This window comes from Pseudomonas sp. NCIMB 10586 (assembly GCF_023127895.1).
GTDB lineage: Bacteria > Pseudomonadota > Gammaproteobacteria > Pseudomonadales > Pseudomonadaceae > Aquipseudomonas > Aquipseudomonas synxantha_A.
On record NZ_SPKQ01000005.1, the window covers coordinates 1 to 21,215 of the forward strand.

13 protein-coding genes are annotated in these 21,215 nt (G+C 60.3%); 6 read left to right on the plus strand and 7 right to left on the minus strand.

Features of this window, described 5'->3' with window-relative positions:
- Positions 1–5,918: non-ribosomal peptide synthetase (locus tag E4P01_RS01345; RefSeq protein ID WP_248129873.1), on the plus strand; the 5,918-nt coding region annotated here is incomplete at its 5' end.
- Between the two features lie 172 nt (positions 5,919–6,090).
- Here E4P01_RS01345 and E4P01_RS01350 read toward each other — a convergent pair.
- Both E4P01_RS01350 and E4P01_RS01355 read right to left on the minus strand, forming a co-directional pair.
- Positions 6,091–8,538 (minus strand): TonB-dependent siderophore receptor, encoded by a 2,448-nt coding sequence (locus E4P01_RS01350; RefSeq protein ID WP_078821102.1) that lies wholly within the window; start codon positions 8,536–8,538, stop codon positions 6,091–6,093.
- A 117-nt stretch (positions 8,539–8,655) separates the two neighbouring features.
- The gene (locus E4P01_RS01355; RefSeq protein WP_216091223.1) at positions 8,656–10,308 is read right to left on the minus strand and encodes a cyclic peptide export ABC transporter; all 1,653 of its coding nucleotides are present in this window, start codon (positions 10,306–10,308) and stop codon (positions 8,656–8,658) included.
- Positions 10,309–10,510: 202 nt separating this feature from the next.
- Here E4P01_RS01355 and E4P01_RS01360 point away from each other — a divergent pair, with 202 nt between their 5' ends.
- Entirely contained in the window at positions 10,511–11,338 is an 828-nt protein-coding gene (locus tag E4P01_RS01360; protein WP_005787640.1) for a formyltransferase family protein, read from the plus strand.
- Between the two features lie 121 nt (positions 11,339–11,459).
- Here the strand turns inward: E4P01_RS01360 and E4P01_RS01365 are convergent, their stop codons facing one another.
- Genes E4P01_RS01365 through pvdM form a run of 3 tightly spaced genes read right to left on the minus strand, consistent with a single transcriptional unit; the run spans position 11,460 to position 14,997 of the window.
- Positions 11,460–12,332: a formylglycine-generating enzyme family protein gene (locus E4P01_RS01365; protein WP_148854203.1), complete on the minus strand. Its 873-nt coding sequence runs from the start codon at positions 12,330–12,332 to the stop codon at positions 11,460–11,462.
- 28 nt (positions 12,333–12,360) lie between these two features.
- Entirely contained in the window at positions 12,361–13,629 is a 1,269-nt protein-coding gene (locus tag E4P01_RS01370; protein WP_078821106.1) for an aminotransferase class V-fold PLP-dependent enzyme, read from the minus strand.
- 18 nt (positions 13,630–13,647) lie between these two features.
- A complete protein-coding gene (gene pvdM, locus E4P01_RS01375) occupies positions 13,648–14,997 on the minus strand; it encodes a pyoverdine-tailoring dipeptidase-like protein PvdM (RefSeq protein ID WP_216091224.1) in 1,350 nt (449 codons plus the stop codon).
- Between the two features lie 142 nt (positions 14,998–15,139).
- Here pvdM and E4P01_RS01380 point away from each other — a divergent pair, with 142 nt between their 5' ends.
- Both E4P01_RS01380 and E4P01_RS01385 read left to right on the plus strand, forming a co-directional pair.
- Positions 15,140–16,768 carry a PvdJ/PvdD/PvdP-like protein gene (locus tag E4P01_RS01380; RefSeq protein WP_216091225.1) on the plus strand — a complete coding sequence of 543 codons (1,629 nt, stop codon included), beginning with the start codon at positions 15,140–15,142 and terminating at the stop codon, positions 16,766–16,768.
- 74 nt (positions 16,769–16,842) lie between these two features.
- Complete coding sequence (locus E4P01_RS01385; RefSeq protein ID WP_216091226.1) at positions 16,843–18,195, plus strand: Fic family protein; 1,353 nt, start codon at positions 16,843–16,845, stop codon at positions 18,193–18,195.
- A gap of 6 nt (positions 18,196–18,201) precedes the next feature.
- Here E4P01_RS01385 and E4P01_RS01390 read toward each other — a convergent pair whose 3' ends face one another.
- Entirely contained in the window at positions 18,202–18,744 is a 543-nt protein-coding gene (locus E4P01_RS01390) for an acyl-CoA thioesterase (RefSeq protein WP_216091227.1), read from the minus strand.
- Between the two features lie 109 nt (positions 18,745–18,853).
- Between E4P01_RS01390 and E4P01_RS01395 the strand changes: the two genes are divergently transcribed.
- Entirely contained in the window at positions 18,854–19,813 is a 960-nt protein-coding gene (locus E4P01_RS01395) for a helix-turn-helix domain-containing protein (RefSeq protein ID WP_078821111.1), read from the plus strand.
- 132 nt (positions 19,814–19,945) lie between these two features.
- Positions 19,946–20,272 (plus strand): hypothetical protein, encoded by a 327-nt coding sequence (locus tag E4P01_RS01400; protein ID WP_248129875.1) that lies wholly within the window; start codon positions 19,946–19,948, stop codon positions 20,270–20,272.
- 121 nt (positions 20,273–20,393) lie between these two features.
- Here the strand turns inward: E4P01_RS01400 and E4P01_RS01405 are convergent, their stop codons facing one another.
- Positions 20,394–21,116 carry a pirin family protein gene (locus E4P01_RS01405; RefSeq protein WP_005787654.1) on the minus strand — a complete coding sequence of 241 codons (723 nt, stop codon included), beginning with the start codon at positions 21,114–21,116 and terminating at the stop codon, positions 20,394–20,396.
- Positions 21,117–21,215: the final 99 nt, after the last annotated feature.

Genomic DNA, 21,215 nt, shown 5'->3' on the forward strand with positions numbered 1-21,215 from the left:
GTGAAATCGAAGCGCGTTTGCGCGAGCAGGTCAGCGTCGGTGAAACCGTGGTAGTGGCTCAGGAGGGCCCGACCGGCAAGCAGTTGGTGGCCTATGTCGTACCGCTGGACTCAACACTTCTGGACGACGCAGTCGCTCAATCAAACGGCCGCGAAACCTTACGTCGCGCGTTGAAATCCCGCTTGCCGGACTACATGGTGCCGACGCACTTGATGTTCCTCGAACGTATGCCGCTGACCCCTAACGGCAAGCTCGATCGTAAGGGCTTGCCGCTGCCGGATGTGAGCCAGATGCAGCAGGTGTATGTGGCACCTCAGAGCGAGTTGGAGCACAAGATCGCCACCATCTGGGCCGACGTGCTGCGCCTGCCGCAAGTCGGCTTGCATGACAACTTCTTCGAATTGGGTGGCGACTCGATCATTTCGATCCAGGTGGTCAGCCGGGCTCGCCAGGCCGGGGTGCGCTTCACGCCCAAGGATCTGTTCCAGCATCAGACTGTGCAAAGCCTGGCAACCGTCGCCCGGGAAGGCGAGGGCACGGTGCAACTGGACCAGTCGGCCCTGACCGGCGAGTTGCTGCTGCTGCCAGTGCAACAAGGCTTCTTTGCCGATGACATTCCCCAGCGTCACCACTGGAACCAGTCTGTGGTGCTGCAACCGCACCAGCCGTTGCAGGCGCCGCTGCTGGTGGCGGCACTGCAGGCGTTGATCGTGCATCACGATGCTTTGCGCAGCACTTTCGTCGAGGGGCTGCAAGGCTGGAGCGCAGCTTACCGCGGCCCCGATCAGCACCAGGCTGAACAGGTGTTGTGGCAAACCACCTTGAACAGCGTCGAGGAGCTGGACGCCCTGGGTGAAGAAGCCCAACGCAGCCTCGACCTGGCTGTCGGACCGTTAGTGCGTGCTGTGTTGGCGCAGTTGGCCGATGGCTCCCAGCGTTTGTTGCTGGTGATCCATCACTTGGTGGTGGACGGTGTGTCGTGGCGCATCCTGCTTGAAGACCTGCAAAGCGCTTACCAGCAACTGGCGCAGGGCGCTCCTGTGGCGTTGCCGGCCAAGACCAGCGCCACCCGCGCCTGGGCCGCACGCTTGCAGATCTATGCCCGTAGCGCTGCGCTGCAACACCAACTGGCCTGGTGGCAGACGCAATTGCAAGGCAGCCCGGTCGGCTTGCCCGGCGCTGATCCACTGGCAAGCTTGAGCAATCAGCTGGCGCTGAGCGTGAGCACGCAGTTGGACGCCACTTATACGCGACGCTTGCTGCAAGACGCGCCGAGTGCCTACCGTACCCAGATCAACGACCTGCTGCTCACCGCCCTGGCGCGGGTGATTACACGCTGGAGCGGCGAGGCTTCGATGTTGATACGGCTGGAAGGCCACGGTCGTGAAGACCTGTTCGATGAGATCGACCTGACCCGCACGGTCGGCTGGTTTACCAGCCTTTACCCATTGCAATTGGTTCCGGCTGACTCCCTGGGTACATCCCTGAAACACATCAAGGAGCAATTGCGCGCCGTGCCCGACAAGGGCCTGGGGTTTGGCGCATTGCGATACCTGGGCGATACCGAGGCGCAACTGGCGCTGGCGGCCTTGCCACGCCCACGTATTACCTTCAACTACCTGGGGCAGTTTGACGCCAGTTTTGACAATGGCGAACAGCCAGGGCTGTTCACACCGACCGGTGATGCCAGCGGTGCCGAGCAAAGCCAGCAGGCGCCTTTGGGCAACTGGCTGGAGATCAATGGCCAAGTCTTTGGCGGCGAGCTGAAATTGAACTGGAGCTTCAGCCAGGCGATGTTCGATGAAGCGACGGTGCAATGCCTGGCTGATGAATATGCAACTGAACTCAAGGCGCTGATCGACCACTGCTGTGAGTCGACGCACCAGGGCGTGACGCCGTCGGACTTCCCCCTGGCGCGGTTGTCCCAGGCACAGTTGGATGGCCTGGCGCTGAACGTGGCCGAGGTCGAAGACCTGTACCCGTTGTCACCGATGCAGCAAGGCATGTTGTTCCAATCGCTGTACGGCGAAGGCTCGGGTGACTACATCAACCAGATGCGCATTGATGTGCAGGGCCTGGACGCAGCGCGCTTCCACCAGGCATGGCAGGTGGCGGTGGAGCGTCATGAGATCCTGCGCAGCGGTGTTGTCTGGCAGGCGGAGCTTGAGCAGCCTTTGCAGGTGGTCTACAAGCAGGCGCACCTGCCGTTTGTGCAGTTGGATTGGCAAACGCGTGCAGACTGCAACCAGGCTCTTGATGACTTGGCCGAGTCGGCACGGGCCCAGGGCTTTGTGCTGGAGCAGGCGCCGTTGCTGAGCTTGACGGTGGTGCGCACGGGGGTATCGAGCTACCACCTGATCTACACCAATCACCATATCCTGATGGATGGCTGGAGTGGTTCGCAGCTGTTCGGTGAGGTGCTGCAACAGTATGCGGGCGAGGCGCTGCCCGCGCCGACCGGGCGTTATCGTGACTATATCGCCTGGCTGCAGGCGCAGGATAAAGCTGCCAGTCAAGCGTTCTGGAAAGACCAACTGGTCAACCTGCAAGAGCCTACGCGTCTGTCCCGTTCCGCACAGTCTGAGGCGGACGCGGTCCTGGCGGTCAATGGCGAACATCGCTTGAGCCTGGATGCCGCGCAAACCGAACAGCTTAGAACCTTTGCCCAGCGCCACAAGGTGACCCTCAATACCCTGGTGCAAGGCGCCTGGTTGTTGCTGTTGCATCACCACACCGGGCAAGCCACCGTAGCCTTCGGCGCCACGGTGGCAGGGCGTCCGGCGCAACTTCGCGGGATTGAACAGCAGGTCGGATTGTTCATCAACACGCTGCCCGTAGTGGCGACGCCGGATGCCCAGATGTCGGTCAGCCACTGGTTGCAGCAGCTCCAGCAGCAGAACGTTGGCTTGCGTGAGCAAGAACACACGCCGCTGTTCGAGATCCAGCGTTGGGCCGGGCTGGGCGGTGAAGCCCTGTTCGACAGTATCCTGGTGTTTGAAAATTATCCGGTGTCCGAGGCGCTGGAGCAGGGTGCACCGTCGGGGTTGCGGTTTGGTGCAGTGCACAGCCTGGAGCAGACCCACTATCCATTGACCGTGTTGTTGGCCCTCGGCGAGACACTGGGCCTGGAATTCAATTACGCCCGCCAGGCCTTCAGCACAACGCATATCCAGCGCTTGGCCGAGCACTTCCAGCAGTTGCTGCTGGCCCTGGCCACCGATGGCAGTCAACGTCTTGGCGCGTTGCCGTCACTGGCGCAGGCCGAGCGTCAGTTGGTGGTGCAGGATTGGAATGCCACGGCGGTGGACTACCCGCTCGATCAAGCAGTACACCGCTTGATCGAGGCTCAGGTATTGCGCACGCCGGATGCGCAGGCGTTGGTGTTTGACGGGCAAACCCTGAGTTACAGCGCGTTGAACGCCCGGGCCAACCGGCTGGCGCACCGCTTGATGGCGGCCGGAGTCGGCCCGGATGTGCTGGTGGGCCTGGCGCTGGAGCGCTCGGTGGAAATGGTGGTCGGCCTGTTGGCGGTGCTCAAGGCCGGTGGCGCCTATGTGCCGCTGGACCCGGAATACCCCGGTGACCGCCTGGCCTACATGCTGCAAGACAGTGGCGTACAACTGCTGTTGACCCAGACCCACCTGCTGGCGCAGCTGCCGGTTCCAGCGGGTGTGAACACTCTGGTGCTGGAGCAGGGCGATGCCTGGTTGGAGGCGTTCGGCAGCCACAACCCGGATATTACCGTGCATGGCGAAAACCTCGCCTACGTGATCTACACCTCCGGTTCCACCGGCCAACCCAAGGGCGCCGGCAACCGCCATAACGCACTGACCAACCGCCTGTGCTGGATGCAGCAGGCCTATGGTCTGGACGCCCGCGACAGCGTATTGCAGAAAACCCCGTTCAGCTTTGACGTGTCGGTGTGGGAGTTCTTCTGGCCGTTGATGACCGGCGCCCGCCTGGTGGTGGCGGCGCCGGGGGATCATCGTGACCCTGCCAGGCTGGTGAGCCTGATCAACTCGCAGCAGATCACCACGCTGCATTTCGTGCCGTCCATGCTGCAAGCGTTCTTGCAAGACGCGGCAGTTGCTTCGTGCCAGAGCCTGCAACGCATCGTCTGCAGCGGTGAGGCATTGCCCGCGGACGCCCAGCAACAGGTGTTCGCCAAGTTACCCCACGCCGGGTTGTACAACCTGTACGGTCCCACCGAAGCGGCTATCGATGTGACCCACTGGACTTGTGTCGAGGAAGGCCGCGATGCCGTGCCGATTGGCCGACCGATTGCCAACCTGGGTTGCTACGTGTTGGATGACAATCTGGAGCCTGCACCGGTGGGCGTGTTGGGCGAATTGTACTTGGGCGGTATTGGCTTGGCGCGGGGTTACCATCGCCGCGCGGCACTCACCGCTGAGCGTTTTGTGACTGACCCGTTCGGTAGCGGCACACGTCTGTATCGCACCGGCGACCTGGCGCGTTATCGCGACGATGGCGTGATCGAATATGCCGGGCGCATGGACCATCAGGTCAAAATGCGTGGCCTGCGTATCGAGTTGGGAGAAATCGAAGCGCGCCTGCTGGAGCTCGACAGTGTCCGCGAAGCCGCAGTGCTGGCGGTGGACGGCACGCACCTGGTGGGTTACCTGGTGCTGCAGCAGCCGCTTGAGGATTGGAAAGCGGCGGTGGTTGCGTACCTGGCCGCGCAGTTGCCGGACTACATGGTCCCGGCGCAGTGGGTGGTGCTGACGCAGATGCCGCTGAGCCCGAACGGCAAGTTGGACCGTAAGGCACTGCCCAAGCCTGAGGCTCAGAGCGCTGGGCAACACCAGGCGCCTGTCACCGAGATCGAGCAGCAGATCGCGGCGATCTGGCGCGAGGTCCTGGAGGTGGAGCGTGTAGGGCTTCGCGACAATTTCTTCGAACTCGGCGGCCATTCGTTGCGGGTGCTGATGCTCAAGGAGCGGATTCGCAAGGTCAGCGGCGTGAACCTGTCCGTCAGCCAATTGATGCTTAACCCCACCGTGGCGGGGCAGGTCAAGTGCTTGCAGGGCGATAGCCGAGCGTCGTTGATCGTCAAGCTTAACCAGCAGACGCAAGGCACGCCGTTGTTCATGTTCCACCCAAGCTTCGGCTCGGTGCATTGCTACACCGCGATTGCTCTGGCCCTGCGTGAGCAGCGCCCGGTGTACGGGGTAATGTGTCGCGCATTGGCTGAAGACGGCGCCGCGGTGCCGCATTGGCAGGTGATGGTCGAGGATTACACCGCGCAATTGTTGGCGGCCCAACCCCATGGCGCGTTCCGCCTGGCCGGCTGGTCGTTGGGCGGTAATCTGGCCATGGAAGTGGCCTACGGCCTGGAGCAAGCGGGCCGCGAGGTTGAGTTTGTAGGCTGGATCGACGCTGCGCCGCCGCAGTGGGTCAAACCCTACTGGGATGCTGTGGAGGTCGAGGACGACCTCGAAGTCTCAGCCAATGAGCGCCGTGCCGCCTTGCTGGGGGTGATGTTCCCCGAATTTGCCGAGTCCATCCAGGGTGCCTGGCAGCAATGCCGGCGGGATACCGAGGATGAAGCGCAGCAATGGCTGGGATTCGTGAGCTGGGCTGAACAGACCTTGGGCGAAGCATTTACTGCCGTCAAAGAGGAACTGCTGCGTGGCAATGAGGCGCAGATATCCTGGGACGTTGACCGGGCACTGAGTGAGCGCTTGCTGCAGGCTGACTTCAAGCCGATCAAGGCTCCCATCAGTTGCTGGTGGGCAGCCAAGAGCCGGGCAGGGCGATTCAAGGACGTGATTGAGCAGCAAATGGCGACGGTGATCAGCCAGGGGCGTATCGAGCGCTCGGTGATGATTGAGACTGATCATGACGGCATTATCGACAGCGCAGTGTTCATCAGCAGTTTGGCGGATGCGATGAGGTAAGCCGCCGCTTTACGAGAAGCCCGGATCCTGTATCCGGGTTTTTTGTGGGTGAGCGGCATAGTCTTTTTGGCCGATGCCGATCAATGAAGCAGCCACAGACTATTTTCGTACAAAAAAAACGCCCGGTGAGCGTTCAACTCTCACCGGGCGTGCGGTCGATCAAGGGGTGCGATCAGAAGTCCCAGCGGGTGCTGACCATCACGTTGCGTGGTTCGCCGTAGGCGGCTGAGTCATAGAAGCCCACGTTGCTGTAGTAGGACTTGTCGAAAATGTTATTGAAGTTAACGGTGGCCGAGAGGTTCTTGGTGACTTGGTAGCGAGTCATCAAGTCCACCAGCCAGTAGGATTCCTGAGTGATGTCCTGGTTGGTTTTGGTCACGCCGTTCCAGATTGAATTCCAGCCCTTGGTCTGCCAGCGCAGGCCACCACCGATGGTGAACTGGTCCAGGCTGCCCTTGAGTTTGTAGGTGGTGTTCAGGTTGACCTGGTGCTCGGGTTCGAAAGTGGAGATTTTCTTGTCTTTGTTATCGCGCACGATCTTATGGGTGTAGCCGCCCTGGACTTGCCAGCCTGGGCTCAACTCACCGGAGATCTCCGCTTCGTAGCCTTTGGTGACTGCCTTGGACCCCTTGAATGCATACTGAAATCCGTCTGGGGCTGGGGTCTGGTTGTTGTAGGCATCGTCCGGGATAGCCCGATTGGTCTCGTGAACTTCAAAATACGCAATGCTGGTGTTCAGGCGACCCTCAAAGAATTCGCCCTTCAGCCCCAGCTCGTAGTTTTGCCCTTCATCCGGTTCCAGCAGCGTTTTGTTCCGATCTTTATAGGTGCTTTCCTGAGGTTGGAAAATATCGGTGTAGCTGGCGTACACCGAGAAGTTGTCGTTGAGGTCGTAGATTACACCGGCATAAGGAATGAATCGGCCGGTTTCCTTGTAGGACGGGTTGTTGCCGGTGACGTGATAATTGGCCACGCGCCCACCCAGGATCACGTTCAGGTCGTCTATCACGTTAAAGCGTGCGGTCAGGTAGTAGCCGGTCTGGCGAATGGTGTCATCGATGTGCTGTTGGGCCGGGCCGTAGATCGGTTTGGCGATATGGCCGTTCCAGTTATAGAAATCGACCTTGTTGCCTCCTGGCCATTCCGGCGACCAGTAGCCCTTGCCTTGCCAGCGCGAGGTGCCGATGGACCCCCCCACCACCAGTTCATGTTCGCGACCAAACAGGCTGAACGGCCCGGTGGCGTAGAGATCGGCCGACGTGCTCTTGGTTTCGCCGGTGTATTTCTGCCCGTTGATCTCGGCGGTGCCATCGGCTTTCGGCTGGATGAACTGAATCGAAGCCAGGTCCGCATGGTAGCCGTTGATCTTGTGGTCGAGCTGGAACTTGGTCACCCAGCCGTCACCCAGGTCATGCTCGAGCATGGCGAACGCGGTACGGGTGTTCTGCTCCCAGGAACTCCAGGTGGTGCCGTTGTTGTACGAGCGCGGCATCTTGTTGATGCTGCCGTTGGAGTTGACCAGTGGGAAGGACCCGGACCAGCTCGACCCCTGCGGAATGTTGTCCTGGTAATCGAAGCCCACCGTCAGCATGGTGTCCGGGGAGAGGTCGAATTCGGTGATGCCGTAGTAGGTTTCGGTCTTGCGCGAGTAGTGGTCCATGAAGGACTTTTTGTCTTGATACGCCGCCACGGCACGCCCACGGACATTGCCGCTGTCGGTCAACGGGCCGCTCACATCCACTTCGCTGCGGTAGTTGTCCCAGGAACCCGCGCCCAGTTGGACGTGGCCCTTGAATTCCGAGGTTGGCTTCTTGCGGACCAGGTTGATGGTCGCGCCCAGGGAGCCGGCACCGTTGAGCAGGCCTGTTGAGCCCTTGAGGACCTCGACACGGTCGTAGATCGCCATGTCGCTCAGGGTGTTGCCTGCGGAGTAACCGACGTTACGCACGGTGGACGGAATACCGTCGTACTGGAAGCTGTTGACCGAGAAGCCACGGGAATAGTAGTTGGTACGGTCGGAGTCATAGGCTGAAACCGTGATACCCGGCGTGTGGCGCATCACATCATCAACGTTGTTGAGGCCAAAGTCTTCGATGTGCTGGCGCGTGATCACCGTGATCGACTGTGGGGTTTGCCGTGGCGTCAGGGTCAGGCGGGTAGCCGTGGCAACGGTGCCCGGCGTGTAGGAACCGGAGTCTTCGGTGATATTGCCCAGGTAGTTGGCTGTCACCTGGGTCGGGCTCAGTTCCATTGAACCGCCGCTGCTGGCGGCGGCAACGGTCAAGGTATTGCCATTGAGGCTATAGGTGGTCTGGCTGCCAGCCAGCAACGCGTCAATGGCCTGCTGCGGCTGCATCTTGCCCTTGACGGCGCGGCTGTTCTTGCCCTGTACATCGCCTGGGCTGTACAGCACTTGCACATTGGTCTGGCGGCCAAATTCCTGCAGTGCGCTCCCCAGCGACTGTGCAGGAATATTCAGCTCGATCTCCTGGGCTTGCACATAACCTGCAATTGGCATCGACACAGCCAGCGCCAGGGTACTCGGCAAGAGGTTGATGTTCAGGGCCCGGCGCATGGATAGCGCTTTGCTCAGGGGGCTGAGACCGAGTCGTGCTGGCATGGATGCTTTCTCTTCTGTGTTTTAAGTGGGCAATTATAAGTGTTTATTGAGGCTGGTTCTCATTACCACTAGTGAGACGTTCCTACTTCGCAAAACCGGAAAAAATATTCCGATGCATCATGCAGGCTCCATTTCATGCAACACCTGGCCGGCGCGCAGGCGCACCAATTGGTCGGCAATGTCGAAATAACGGTCGTCATGGCTGATCACGATGATGGTCTTGCCCAGGCGTTTGAGGTCCGGCAGTAGCTCGGTGTAGAAGATGCGGCGAAAGGCCGGGTCCTGGTCGGCAGCCCATTCGTCGAACACCAGTACCGGGCGCTCCTCCAGCCAGGCATTGACCAGGGCCAGACGTTTGCGCTGGCCGGTGGACAGGTCGGTGGTGCTGAACACGCCATCCTTGACGCTGACCTTGTGCGCGATTTCCAGGCGTTCCAGGTATTTGGTCGCGCTGTCCAGGGACTGGGCGGCGCTGCCTTGTACCAAATCGTCGAACAGGTAGTAGTCAGAAAACACCGTAGTGAACAACTGCCGATAATCGTCGCGTTCAGGGTCGGTCACCGCTGTGCCGTTGAGCACAATCTCGCCGGCCTGAGGCGGATACAGGCCCAGCAGCAGCTTGATCAAGGTGGTCTTGCCGCTACCGTTTTCGCCGACGATAAATACGATATCGCCTTGCTTGATGCTGAGGTTGATCGGCCCCAGATGGAACGGCTGGCTGCCTTCTACCGCTGGTGGGCTGTAGCTGACGCCACGCAGTTCCAGGCTGTTGACCAGCGGCTTTGGCGCTTCACTGTCGTCCATCAACAAGTGGGGCTCTGGCGAAGAAAAACGCTCCGACAGTTCGCTGATGCGCCCAAAGGCAATCTTGGCCTTGCCCACGACCGGCAAGTAACCCAGCAGGTGCTCCAGCGGCCCCTTCATGTACAACAGCACCAGCACGAAGCCAGTAATCACCGTAGGGTCGGGGTTGGGGTTGTACGCCTGCATCGCCAAAGCCAGGCCGATGACCACGAAGAACAACATTGAGCCAAAGGTCTTGGCCAGAATATAAATATTGACCGAGCGCACCTGGATGTCGCTGATGCGGTCAGCGGTTTCCTGGATGCGATGGGTGTTCATGCGAAACCGCCGCGGGCGGTGCATGCGCAATTCCTTCGCGCCGGAGGCAATCGCATTGTAATAGCGCTGCAATTCATCCTCGTGGCTGCGGGCCAGGTCGAAGCCCTGGATGCCTTTGCCGCCGGCAATGAACTGCACGGCGCTACCGACAATGATCGCGACCACCATCATCAGAAACATCGGCACCGACAGGTAAGCCAGGTAACCGAGGCAACCCAGGGTGACGGTGGCGGCGATGGCCAGGGGTGTGAAGGCAAAGGAAAAATCGCTGATGGTGTCCACGTCGTGGGTCAGCACTGGGATCAGGCGGTGGGAGCGATACTGCTCGATCTGTCCGATCGGAGCTGACAGCACCTTTTCACCCAGATCCTTGCGCAGGGCGGCAATGATCCGTTGCCCGACATAGTTGGTGCCGATGTCGGAAATGATCGAACTGATAAGCGCCACCACGCACAAGGCGGCAAAGGTCAGGACCACGCCCTGTGTCATGCCGCCCTCGGAATGCAGAGCATTGTTGATGGTTGCCAGCAGCAGGGTGATGGCCAGGCCGCCGACCATGCCGAGGGCAACGGAGACCGTCACAATGGTGCGAAAGGGCCGGAGCAATGCGAGCAAACCTTTGAAGGCGCCGCGCTTGGGGTCGGTCATAAATACTTCCCGGGAAATGAAAAAGAGGGGGCTGGGCACACAGACCCTTACCCATGACAAACGAAGCATCGGCGTGACTATTTAGCTCGCTGTGCCGGGCGGTGGCAGTGAGCGATAAATTGCCTGGGGCCTGGTTCGTTCTTGTTGTGTAGGCGCACGCGTATCGACGCTGTGCGTGGCCCTTTCAGCGAGAGCGAAACAAATGACGAAAAAGAACCTGGTGTATGTCTGGTCCCTGAGAAATGCCGCTGCCGACAAGGCCGGGCAGCCGGTGGCCTATAAGGACCACGAGCGCTACATGAAGTCGGTGCTGGAGTTTCTGGTGGGCTCGCTCAACGACACGCCGCTGGGCGAGGTCTACAACCTGGTGGGCGTGGTGTATGACGACGATGAGCAAAACCCGCGCGACCAGCAGTTGGTAGCGGACTATGGCTTCGCCTACAAGCCGGGCCGCCAGTGGTTGTACCCGGCGGATTTGCGCGTGCAGGGCAAGTTGGTCAATGACCTGCTGCTGAGCGTGCCATCCACCTATCGCCGGCTGCCACGGGGCAGCGCCGAACATATCGCCGGCAAGCAGGATTTCGAGCGGCGCCTGCATGACACCCTGGTGGAGTTGAAGGCCGACATCGTGGTGCTTGACGGTTTGCTGGTTATCCTCGATGAACTGGTGCGTCCGGGCGCGCCGTTTGCCCGTCGCATCATGAACATTCATCCGGGCATCACCCGCATCGAATCGCCTTACGAGCGCCGTGGGGCCTATGCCACCTGGAATGCGTTGTACGGTGCGCGTGGGCAAGCGGTTGTAGATTGGGCGACCAGGCAGACCCAGCCGTGCGAGCCGCTGTACCTGACCGGTGCATCGTTCCATTACGTGGATAACGGTATCGACTCCGGCGAAGTGTTCCACGACGTGCTCAAGACAGAGATTTCGCCCGAGGACACCATCCTCGAACTGCGCTGGAACAACTTCAATAACAGCCTGTTCCCGGCGCTGCACGAAGGCTTGGAGCTGTTGGCCAAGCAAGGCTGAGCACAATCTTGCTGATGCATGGGGTCTAAATGTGAGAGGGGGCTTGCTCCCGATGAGGGCATGTCAGTCAATGCATGGGTGGCTGACACACCGCTATCGGGAGCAAGCCCCCTCTCACAATTTAGAGCTCGCGCACTACCCGAAAGCCAATCCAATCCCCGCGTGTCTGCGGATAGATGTTGTTGCGATTGCCCGAACGCGAAAACACCGGCGCCTCACCCCAGTCATTGCCGCGAATCTGGTAAGCCTCACAGTTCGGCTCCACCCACGCACTGCCATCAGTCGGTGCGCCGATGTAGTTCGGGTGTTCGCAATCGGCTACCCGCTCATACACATTGCCGTGCATGTCATACATCCCGAACGCATTCGGCGGGTAGCTGCCTACCGGCGACGAATAGCTATAGCCGTCCGCCGGGCCGTAGGTGTTGGCGTGCCTGGCGATGCTGTAGCCCTTGCCCTCGTCGAACGGGAAGGGGAACGGTCCGGTGGTACCGGCGCGCGCGGCGTATTCACGCTGGGCCTCGCTGACCATGTGGTACGTGTGCCCAGTCTTCTTCGACAACCAACTCACGTATTGCTTGATGTCGTCCATGTCCATGCACACTGCCGGCTGGCGTGGGCCCTGGGGGTAGCGTGGCTTGCTGGCGATACATTCGCGGCCGGGGCGGTCGTCGCCGTTGGCGATCTTCACGCCGGTCTGGCGCACGTAACTGTCCCATTCGCCGGCGGTGATGTGGAAACGGCTCATGGCGAACGGTTTGGCGAAGGTCACTTCATGCATCGGGCCTTCATCGGGCTCGCGCCCCACTTCATCGTCCGGGGTGCCCATGGTGAAGGTGCCGGCGGGCAGCACCACCATCTCGGGGCAGTCCTTGCAGTCCTTGAAGACCTTGCCCGGCTGCGGGGCGGCAGCATGGGCCAGGTTGGGCAGCAGGGCGCCACACAGGGCGGTGAGCGCCAGGGCGGTCAGGGGTTTGAGTCGGGATGGAGTCATGTGGGCATCTCGTTCAAAGGGAAAAAGGTCATAACCGCTGGCTCAGCAAGGTCATGAAGCGCTGGATCTCGGCCGAGTTGTTGAGCAGGCCGGGCGAGGTGCGAATCACCGGGCCGACGTCACGGTCTACCGCGTCCACCACCACGCGGTTTTTCATCAGGTGGGCCGCGACTGCATCGCTGTCCTGGCCCTTGACCCGAAAGAAGGTGAAGCCCGCCGACAGCTCGGGGCTGCGTGGTGTGACCAGTTCGATCTGCGAGTGAGCCAGCAACTGGTCTTTCAGTTCGGTATTGAGCGCATGGATGCGTGCCTGTACCGGCGCCTTGCCCAACTGCAGGTGCAACTTGAAGGCTTCGTCGGCGGCCCAGCGATGTTCGAAGGCGTGGTAGCCGCCGGGTGTCATGGTCGTGGCGAAGTCCTTGTCTTCCGAGAAGGTCGGTATCATCGGTGTGACGTATTTGTTTTCGGTCTCGCGGGCGCACACCAGGCCGGTGCCGCGCGGGCCGAACATCCACTTGTGGGTGCCTGATATAAAGAAGTCGCAGTGCATGTCCGGGAAGTCGAGGTTCTCGACGCCGAAGCCGTGCACGCCGTCGACCACATAGAGAATGCGGTCCGGCTCGTCGCGGTTGCGGTTGTGTTCGTCCACCAGCTTGCCGATCTCGCCGATGGGCAATTTCACGCCGCTGCCCGACTGCACCCACGTCATGCCCAATACGCGAGTGTTGGGGCGGATATTGCGCTGGATATTGCTCAGCACCTCATCGACCGATACCTGATTGGCGTTTTCGAACAGGCGTATTTTACGAACCTGGGTCTGCTCCTTGCGCACTCTGAAATCCAGGCTGAACTCGGTGGCATAGTGCTCGTGCACGGTGGTGAGTATTTCCTGGTCGGCGCGCACCTTGATCCCGCCGTAAATCATCGCCAGCCCTTCGGACGTGCTACCGGTGAGGGCGATCTGTGCAGGTTTGGCCTTCAAATAGCGGCCGGCCCACTCGCGTACCTGGCCTTCGCGCTTCCAGGTCTCCTGCAGGTCCCAGTCCATGGCCAACCCGGGGTTGCGATCGATCTGCTGGCGGTAGCGTTCAATGGCTTCGCGCACCGGCTTGGGGTGCGAAGCCACCAGAAAGTTGGAAAAGTGCAGGTAGTCCGGGTCCTGGTTGAACAGCTGTTTGAGTCCCGTCCATGGGTTGTTTGCAGTGGCTGCCAGTGCCTCGGGGAGCAGTGCGGCGCCCAGTGGCAGGCTCGCGGCAAAGACGCCGGCCTGCTTGAGAAATGTACGGCGGTCGGTCATGGACTTACTTCGTGCTGGTTAGCGATTGGCCAATGGTTTGGCGGCTTTTTGTACCTGGTCCCACACCCGCAGGAAGTTGCCGCCCCACAGTTTGGCAATATCGTCTTCGGAGTAGCCGCGCTGGATCAATTCGGCGGTGACGTTGCGTACTTCGCCAACGTTCTCCCAGCCCTGCAAACCGCCGCCGTCGTTGAAGTCCGAGGCGATGCCGACGTGATCGATGCCGATCTTGCGCACGGTGTAGTCGATGGCGTCTCCCAGGTCCTTGAGGGTGGCCTTGGGTTCTTCTTCAAGGATGGCGTACAGCGCGCCGGCATACTCGCCGAAGCGTTGCTCGGGCCAGGCGGCAATGATTGCATCGCCGGGCATCAAGGCCATGGCCAGGTTGGGCAGTGGTGGCAGGTCGAAGCGTGCGCGCAGGGTGTTGAGCTTGTCCTGGGTCGGCTGGCTCAAGGGGCGCAGGTACGCGGGGAAGCCCACCACCTGCACCACGCCGCCGCTGTTCTTGATCAGTTGCAGTTCTTTGTCGCTGAGGTTGCGCGGGATATCCACCGACGCCCGAGGCGCCGAGTGGGATGCCACTATCGGCGTGCGGCTCAACTGCGCGACTTGTTCCAAGGCCTTGGTCGACATCTGCGACACATCGATGATCACGCCCAGGTCATTCAGGCGATGCACCGCCTGCCGGCCGATCGGCGACAGGCCTTCAAGGGCGTCGGGCGAGTCATTGAAAAACGGCAGCGGGCGCGAAGAGTCGGACCAGGCGTTGTTGCCGATGTAGCTGAACCCGAACATGCGCATGCCGCGTGCAGCCCACAGGTCCAGCTGGTTGAGGTCGTTGCCCAGCGGGTAGGCGTTGAGCATGCTGATAAAGATCGCGAACTTGCCTTCGCCGTGCAGGCGCCGCATATCGTCCGGGGTGTAGGCGATGCCCACCTGGTTGGGAAAGTCGCGCACCATGCCGGAGATGATCTTGTAGCGCACCTCCTGCTCGTGGCGGGCCTCTTCGACAAAACCGTCGGTGGGCTTGTGCGGGGCGTTGTCGCCGTTCCAGATCTCCGGCCAGCCGAAGATCGTCAGTGCGGCACCCGACAATCGGCCCCGCGCCGCCTTGGCCAGGTCGAACTGGCCGCTGCCATCCTTGTCGGCTTCATTGCCTGCCGTACCGAAATCCAGGGGCAGGGTGATGTGGCTGTCGAACGACAACAGGCGATCCTGCATTTCATTGGCCTGCTTGATCACCTCCAGCGGGTATCCGGCGTTGCCCTTGAACCATTGGTCCCAGACCAGAAAGCCGGCCCCGGCGCCGATAGCCAGGGCCAACGGCAGGCCGATATACAACGCCTTTTTCGAACGTGATTTTGTCATTGCCATCTCAGTCAGTTGCGGCCTTTGCTATCAGGGAAGAACGAGCGCTGACGGGGGAAATTTAGGCGGCGCTGGCGCGACGGTAAATTTCAGCGGGCTGCAAACGTTCTAGCTCTGATCAAGCCGTTTCCTAAGGTAGCCAATGACAATCTCTCGACGTGGGTTCATCGCAGGCCTGGCGCTGACCGGCGCGGCCGTGCCGGCGGCCTTTTATGCCCATCGTGAGCTGACGCGGGAAGAAGAATTCCCCATCACCCCCGGCGAAGCCACGGTGGACCTGGCCGACACCCAGGGCCAGCACCTGGCGAACACCCTGCGTGGCGTCTGGAGCCTGCGCCTGGCAGGGCGCGATGCCGGCCTTGCGGGTTTGCCGTTGCACGGCCTGGAGCTGCTGCTCGACATCGCCCCTCGTGGCCGTGGGCTGCGGGGTTACCTGGATACCGCCGAGAACCTGCGTGCCGACGGCGAGCCACGCTATCGAGTCTTGGGCGACCTGCTGACGGGCGAGAGCGCCGTGCTCTATTGGCGGTTGATCGACCGCGACTCAGTCGGCGGTGTGCCGGCCTATGAGTTCAAGATGACCCTGGATGAAGTCTGGGCTGCCTTCGGCAATGCCGGCAGCGCCACGCTCAGCGGGCAAATCCTCGACCTCGATCGCCCCCTGGCGTTGATCGAGCGCGACAATCGTTTCATCGCGCACAAACAGCTGTTCCCCGAGGCTCGACAACGCATCGGTCTGAATCCCACGTTGCTGGCCTGGCTGGTTTCTCCCGAACATCGCCTGTTTCACCAACTGTGGCACGCCACGCGTGACCAGTGGCACAAGCTCTCCGAAGAAAAACGCGAGGCCCTGCGTGGCATCGGCTGGCAACCGGGGCCCCGTGGCCAGGAGCGCGATGCCCGCGGCAAACGCAAGGATCGCAATGGCTCGGGCATCGACTTCTTCTTCATGCACCGGCATATGCTCGGTACTGCGCGCTCCATGCAAGACCTGCCGTCGTGGCCGCAATTCCCCACGCCGCAACCGGCGCTGGAGCGTGATCGCCTGGGCTTTGTGCGCTACTTCGACAACCACGACGGCTTCGCGCTGCCGCCCTGTTGGTCGGCGCCGGACGACGCCGACTACACCCAGTGGGTCAGTGATATCAAGGCGGCCGAGACCTACCACAGCAACTTCCAGGTCTGGGAATCCCAATACCGCGACCCGCGCTACCTGGCCAAGTTGACACTGGGCCAGTTGGGCTCGGAGATGGAGCTGGGCCTGCACGACTGGCTGCACATGCGCTGGGCCTCGGTGCCCCGCGACCCGTCCAACGGCGCACCTGTGCCGTTCGCCCGTGACCCAGCAGACTTCTCGGCACGCTGGTATGCGCCGGAGAATGACTTTCTTGGCGATCCGTTTTCATCCCACGTCAATCCGGTGTTCTGGCACTTCCACGGCTGGATCGATGACCGTATCGAAGACTGGTTCCGCGCCCACGAGCGTTTCAACCCGGGCGAAGTGCGTCGCCTTGAAGTCAACGGTGTGGCCTGGTTTGCGCCGGGGCGTTGGGTTGAAGTGGGCGACCCCTGGCTGGGCCCGGACACCCACGGTTGCAGCACCACGCCGGGCTTGCAGCAGGGTCGCTCGATGGAAATGGACCCGGAAATCATGAAACTGGCCCTGCGTATTACCTTCGGCGCCGATGAGGACCTGCTCAAGGGGTTGTTCAAACGCGTACCGCGGCGGCCTTGGTATGCGCGGCATTTGAAGGTCAAGCGCGAGACATGACTGCGCGGTAGACCTTGACACCTTCAGGTCCGTACGCAACGATCAACTCAATTTTAATAAATTGAGTTTCGGCCATGGCTAAGATCCAGAAACCGGTTGATTTCGAGGTGTTATTAAAACGCCACGGCCTGGAAATTTTCGAGCTGGCTCGCACTTTCAAGGCGATCGACGACAAAGGTAGGTATTTGCACTGGGATGAGTTTCGCCGTTATCCCGCACCGGGCCTCAACAAAGAGGCAGCGTGGGCCGCTATCAAAATGTCCCGTGCGTGTGCGAGCAAAACCTTGGAGCTGCGCAGTGAATGCGGCAGGCCTTTTTTCCTGTACACCACTGATTTTTGCGACGCGGTGATTCATGCCGTGGAGTCAGTCACGTCCAGGCTAGGAGGGGCGACTGCTTCCTCTCCTCAATACCGCGACAACACTCAGTATCTGGTCGATTCATTGATGATGGAGGAGGCAATCTCCAGTGCCCAGTTGGAAGGCGCTGCTACCACTCGCAAGATCGCCAAGGACATGTTGGCCAAGGAGCGCACGCCGCAGAATGACGATGAGCGGATGATCCTGAACAACTATCATCTGATGAAGCGGGCCAAATACAGCAAGGATGCAAACCTCTCTATCGCGCTGATCTGCGAGTTTCACGGCATCGCTACGGCGGGGATTGAAGAGGGCGACGTTCATCCTGGGCAGCTTAGAATCGCTGACGATATTTTTGTGGGCGGGGCTGCGGGAGAAGTCGTTCACCAACCTCCTCAGGCAGCGCTGCTGCTGGACAGGCTCGAAGCGCTTTGCCGGTTTGCAAATGACCGACATGACGGCCAAGCCGGCAGGCATTTTATCCATCCCGTGGTGAAGGCGATCATCCTGCACTTCATGCTCGGTTATGAGCACCCATTCAGGGACGGCAACGGGCGCACTGCGCGGTGTTTATTTTACTGGTTCATGCTCAAAAGCGGTTACTGGCCCTTTGAGTACATCTCCATCAGCACACTGCTCAAGGAGGCACCCATGCAATATGGGCGCTCATATGTTCATACGGAAACCGACGCTTTTGATTTGACCTATTTCGTCATTTATCAATTAAGGGTTATCGAGCGCGCCATTAACGAATTCATGGCGTACTTTGAAAGCAAACGTAAAGAAGCCGTGGAACTGATGGGCTGGCTGGGTACGCTTGGATTGCAGGCTGAGCTGAATTACCGACAAGGGCATTTCTTGAAAAAAGTGCTCCACCACCCTGGGCGCATCTTTACGCCCAAGGAACTCACGCACGACTATGACATTTCGGAAAACACCGCACGCAAGGACCTGGAGAGGCTGGCCGGCATGAAGGTGCTGTTCAAAGTGCAGGAAGGCAAGAGTTTCTTGTACGTTGCCAGAGAGGATGGTCAAGCCAACTTGAAGAAGCTGAAGCCGAAAAGCTAGGGTTTTTCAATCTTGCTCCTCTGCCCGCAGTTGCGCACTCATCTGATCGCAACTGTGCGCCCAATCGCTGAGCCATTGGGGCATAGGCGGCGAAGTCTCTTCCAGACCCAGTTCGCGCACGAAATCCGACGGCGGCACGTTGCCCTTGGCGCCGCGGAACACTCCACGGATCACCACCACGCCGATCACTCGGCCATGGCTGACGAAGCGGTGCTCCATCAGGCTCCACTTGTGGTCCCAGCCGAGCATTCGGGTGTGCACTTCAAATACCTCAAACAGCTTCAACTCGCGGCGAAACTTGCCCCAGGTATCGCCTACGATCGGCACTGCCTTGTGGCGCAGCGCCACACGAAAGGCACCCGTGCGCAACACAAAATCCATGCGCGCCACATCTGCCAGGGTGAAATAACGACCATTGGTGACATGCCGGTTCAGATCCAGGTCCAACGGCCAAACCCTCATGCGCACCACCGTAGTGGCCAGGCCATGTACCGGTTTGCGCCAGGGGCGACGCAATAGCATGTGCAGTAATCGAAACCAGAGATTCATGAAAAGACGCCAGACAGTTGAACAATGACCGCACTGTAAAGGCGAGGAATCGGATAAGGTAGGTGCGCAAATGACTTATTTCATGCGAAAAGCGCAAACTGGTTTTTAAATGCACATTACCTTGCTTCTGGCTGACCGATGTTCCGCTGCCAATGCCACCCTCGCCATGGAAGTACTCAGTGCGGCCAACCTGTTTGCGGATAGCCCGTGCTTTGAGGTGGTGCTGGCTTCCCTCGATGGGCAGGCGGTGATGACATGGGGCGGCCAGCGCCTGGAGGTGGATTGCAGCGTGGCGCAGGTGGCCCGGACCGACCTGGTATTGATCCCAGGCTTTCTGTTTACCCTCAAGGAAGTCTTGCCGACGTTTGCCGCTTACGGCCCTTGGTTGCGTGAGCAGCACGGTCGTGGCGCAGTGCTGGCCTCGATGTGCACGGCCGCGTTTCTCTTGGCCGAAACAGGCCTGTTGCAGGGCTTGCGCGCCACCACCCATTGGGCGTTTACCGAGTTCTTCCGTCGTCGCTATGCCCAGGTCTGTCTGGATGAGGGGCAGATCCTCTGCGAAGAAAACCGCCTGATTACCTGCGGTGGCGCCACGGCGGCGATGGATTTGATGCTGCACCTGATCCGCCGCTTCGGTTCTGCGGAACTGGCTTATACCTGCGGCAAATATTTGCTGATCGATACCGGGCGCACCGAACAGTCGGTGTATGCCATGTGGTCGTTGCCCAAAAGCCACGGGGATAGCGAGATTCTGCGCGTACAGCACTGGTTGGAGCAGCACTTTACCGAGTCATTGGTGATCGACGAGGTGGCCCGGCGCTTCGGCTTTGGCGTGCGTAATTTCAAGCGCCGCTTCAAGGACGCCACCGGTCATACGCCAATCGGCTACCTGCAAACCCTGCGTCTGGAACGGGCCAAGCAGATGCTTGAGTCAACGCGCATGACGCTCGACAGCATTACCTATGCCGTTGGCTATGAAGACAGCAATTCGTTTCGGCGCCTGTTTCAGCAGCGGGTGGGTATGTTGCCGGCGGCGTATCGCAAGAAATTCCTGATCGTCCAGGGCTGACTCAAATGTGGAAGGGGCGGTGCGACGATTCGACTTCCCCCGGAGGCGACCTGACAGCCGAGCAAATCGCAGACGAAAAAACCGGCTGATCAGGCCGGTTTGGGGTATCCCGCAAACAGCGCGGGGTTATACGTGGGAGCTCAGCAGACGCTCGGCACCACCTTCGGCCAGACCACGTTCCTGCAAGCGGTCAGCACCACCTTCGGCCAGACCACGTTCCTGCAAGCGGTCAGCACCGCCTTCGGCCAGACCGCGTTCCTGCAAGCGGTCAGCACCGCCTTCGGCCAGACCACGTTCCTGCAAGCGATCCGCGCCGCCTTCGGCAACACGGGTTTCTATCAGCCGGTCGGCACCGCCTTCAGCGACTACCGGGTGGGCAAAAGCGTTTGCAGCGAGTACCGAGAAAGCGAGGCTAAGCAGGATTTGGCGTTTCATGATGGTGTGCTCCGAGTGCTTTAGTTGGGTGCCGTTTGGCATGGGTTTGATGTTACGCGCTGCATGTTTTAAGAGAACTTCATTGCGCTGATGGTGACTATCGATGCCAGCGATGGTCCCGCTTACGGGGCCATCACCGTGACCGTCATGGCATCTGCGGCAGTTCGTTGGGGCGCAGGTCAAACACCAGCACTTCGGCGTCCTCGCCATGGCTCAGGCGGATCTGGCGCTCGTCCCGCACTCGCACACCGTCGCCTTCCTGCAAGCGCTGACCATTGAGTTCAACGCTGCCGCGTGCCACATGGACGTAGGCGTAGCGATCCGGTGCCAGCTCCAGGCGGGTACTTTCGTCAGCGTCGAACAGTCCGGCATACACCCGCGCGTCCTGGCGCACTTTCAGCGAACCGTTGGCGCCGTCCGGCGAGATGATCAACTGCAAGCGCCCACGTTTTTGCGCTTCACTGAAGTGCTCCTGCTGATAGCGTGGCTTGGCGCCGGCTTCGTTGGGCACGATCCAGATTTGCAGGAAATGCACACCAAGGCGCTGGCTGTGGTTGAACTCGCTGTGGGCCACGCCGCTGCCGGCGCTCATCAGTTGCACATCGCCGGGGCGAATCACCGAACCAGTGCCCAGGGTGTCCTTGTGCTCCAGTGCGCCTTCAAGCACATAGGAGAAGATCTCCATGTCGCGGTGGGGGTGCTGGCCGAAGCCTTTACCCGCGGCGACACGGTCATCATTGATCACCAGCAGGTCGGAAAACCCCTGTTCCTTAGGGTTCCAGTAGTTGGCGAAAGAGAAGGTGTGGAACGACTTCAACCAACCGTGATTGGCGGCGCCGCGTTCGGAAGCTTTGCGAAGGGTCAGCATGGTTCAGTCCTCAAGTGAGCGCAGGCTGCGAGATGCAGGGCGCTTGCGTTGAGAAGAAGGTTAATGGTTAACAAAAGATTGATTAAGAAGGTGGAGATA

Bases quoted from the DNA above. Each gene is read 5' to 3' on its own strand.
- pvdM (WP_216091224.1), bottom strand. From the start codon at position 14,997: ATGACAAAATCACGTTCGAAAAAGGCGTTGTATATCGGCCTGCCGTTG.
- E4P01_RS01355 (WP_216091223.1), bottom strand. From the start codon at position 10,308: ATGACCGACCCCAAGCGCGGCGCCTTCAAAGGTTTGCTCGCATTGCTC.
- E4P01_RS01405 (WP_005787654.1), bottom strand. From the start codon at position 21,116: ATGCTGACCCTTCGCAAAGCTTCCGAACGCGGCGCCGCCAATCACGGT.
- E4P01_RS01365 (WP_148854203.1), bottom strand. From the start codon at position 12,332: ATGACTCCATCCCGACTCAAACCCCTGACCGCCCTGGCGCTCACCGCC.
- E4P01_RS01370 (WP_078821106.1), bottom strand. From the start codon at position 13,629: ATGACCGACCGCCGTACATTTCTCAAGCAGGCCGGCGTCTTTGCCGCG.
- E4P01_RS01360 (WP_005787640.1), top strand. From the start codon at position 10,511: ATGACGAAAAAGAACCTGGTGTATGTCTGGTCCCTGAGAAATGCCGCT.
- E4P01_RS01385 (WP_216091226.1), top strand. From the start codon at position 16,843: ATGGCTAAGATCCAGAAACCGGTTGATTTCGAGGTGTTATTAAAACGC.
- E4P01_RS01390 (WP_216091227.1), bottom strand. From the start codon at position 18,744: ATGAATCTCTGGTTTCGATTACTGCACATGCTATTGCGTCGCCCCTGG.
- E4P01_RS01380 (WP_216091225.1), top strand. From the start codon at position 15,140: ATGACAATCTCTCGACGTGGGTTCATCGCAGGCCTGGCGCTGACCGGC.
- E4P01_RS01395 (WP_078821111.1), top strand. From the start codon at position 18,854: ATGCACATTACCTTGCTTCTGGCTGACCGATGTTCCGCTGCCAATGCC.
- E4P01_RS01350 (WP_078821102.1), bottom strand. From the start codon at position 8,538: ATGCCAGCACGACTCGGTCTCAGCCCCCTGAGCAAAGCGCTATCCATG.